We start from the raw sequence: 1,895 nt of genomic DNA, 5'->3' as shown, positions 1-1,895 counted from the left end.
CTGCGGCGGGACGCCCCTCGTGCGCGTAGGCGGCGGCTACGGCAGCGCCAGCATCCGCTCGAGCGCGAGCTTCGCGAAGCTCTCCGTCTCCTTGTCGACCTCGATGCGGTTGACCAGGTTCCCCTCGGCCAGCGACTCCAGGGCCCACACCAGGTGGGGCAGGTCGATGCGGTTCATCGTCGAGCAGAAGCAGACCGTCTTGTCCAGGAAGACGATCTCCTTGCCCTGGTCCGCGTAACGGTTCGCCAGGCGCCGGACCAGATTCAGCTCCGTGCCGATCGCCCACTTCGAGCCGGCCGGGGCCGCCTCGAGCGTGTTGATGATGTACTCCGTCGAGCCCACGTAGTCGGCGGCGGAGACCACCTCGTGCTTGCACTCCGGGTGCACCAGGACGTTGACGCCCGGGATGCGCTCACGCACGTCGTTGACGGAGTCCAGCGAGAACCGGCCGTGCACGGAGCAGTGACCGCGCCACAGGATCATCTTGGCGGCGCGCAGTTCCTCCGCCGTCAGACCGCCGTTCGGCTTGTGCGGGTTGTAGAGGACGCAGTCCTCGAGGGACATCCCCATGTCCCGGACGGCGGTGTTGCGGCCCAGGTGCTGGTCCGGCAGGAAGAGGACCTTCTCGCCCTGCTCGAAGGCCCAGTCCAGCGCGCGCTTGGCGTTCGACGACGTACAGATCGTGCCGCCGTGCTTGCCGGTGAAGGCCTTGATGTCCGCGGAGGAGTTCATGTAGGAGACGGGCACGACCTGCTCGGCGACGCCGGCTTCGGTCAGCACGTCCCAGCACTCGGCGACCTGCTCGGCGGTGGCCATGTCGGCCATCGAGCAGCCGGCCGCGAGGTCGGGGAGCACGACCTTCTGGTCGTCCGAGGTGAGGATGTCGGCGGACTCGGCCATGAAGTGCACACCGCAGAAGACGATGTACTCGGCCTCCGGCCGGGCCGCGGCGTCCTTCGCCAGCTTGAACGAGTCACCGGTGACGTCGGCGAACTGGATGACCTCGTCGCGCTGGTAGTGGTGGCCGAGGACGAAGACCTTCTCGCCGAGCTTCTCCTTGGCCGCGCGGGCGCGCTCCACCAGATCCGGGTCGGACGGCGAGGGCAGGTCGCCCGGGCACTCCACGCCGCGCTCGCTGCGGGGATCGGCCTCACGGCCGAGCAGCAGCAGTGCGAGCGGAGTCGGCGACACGTCGAGCTCGGGGCTGGTCTGGGCGGTCGTCACGACACGCACCCTTTCTTCGTCTGGCAGAGCGCTTTTCGTCTATTTGACGCTATCTATCATAACCGCTTCACGTCACTTTGACGATGGCCATAGTGTCGATGTGACGCACCCCCCTGTCCGCAAGGTGACGCACGCCCCGTCCACAGGCCGGTGCCGCTCCATGGCCGGGTGTGCGAGCATGAAGGGGAAAGACGAGCGGTCCGGAATGAATCCAGGGCCATGCCGGTTGCACCGTCGGCAAGCAGTCCGCACAACCCGGGAGAGAAGCAGATGTCCGTATCGGACGAGACCACCACCGTGAGCGACGGCATCCTCCTGTCCGACGCCGCCGCGGCCAAGGTCAAGGCCCTGCTGGACCAGGAAGGCCGGGACGACCTGGCGCTGCGCGTCGCGGTTCAGCCCGGCGGCTGCTCCGGCCTGCGTTACCAGCTGTTCTTCGACGAGCGCTCCCTCGACGGCGACGTCGTGAAGGACTTCGACGGTGTCAAGGTCGTCACCGACCGTATGAGCGCCCCGTACCTGGGCGGCGCCTCCATCGACTTCGTCGACACCATCGAGAAGCAGGGCTTCACGATCGACAACCCGAACGCCACGGGTTCCTGCGCCTGCGGAGACTCGTTCAGCTAAGAGTTCCGGCTGCTCATGCCGAAGGCGGCGGACCCGTTCCAGGG

General features: G+C 67.3%; 2 protein-coding genes. One reads left to right on the top strand and one right to left on the bottom strand.

The window, feature by feature from the left end; genetic code table 11:
* Positions 1–36 precede the first annotated feature (36 nt).
* Positions 37–1,224, bottom strand: coding sequence for a quinolinate synthase NadA (gene nadA / locus ACWGH4_RS34710; RefSeq protein ID WP_453467846.1), 1,188 nt, complete (start codon positions 1,222–1,224; stop codon positions 37–39).
* 270 nt (positions 1,225–1,494) lie between these two features.
* Between nadA and ACWGH4_RS34705 the strand changes: the two genes are divergently transcribed.
* Positions 1,495–1,851, top strand: a complete 357-nt coding sequence (locus tag ACWGH4_RS34705) for a HesB/IscA family protein (protein ID WP_005318559.1) — start codon at positions 1,495–1,497, stop codon at positions 1,849–1,851.
* Positions 1,852–1,895: the final 44 nt, after the last annotated feature.

It is taken from the genome of Streptomyces sp. NPDC054847, from assembly GCF_053610925.1.
This window is presented reverse-complemented; position numbering and strand designations above follow the sequence as displayed.

Excerpts from the sequence above, each read along its gene's own strand:
- ACWGH4_RS34705 (WP_005318559.1), top strand. The coding sequence starts at position 1,495 with ATGTCCGTATCGGACGAGACCACCACCGTGAGCGACGGCATCCTCCTG.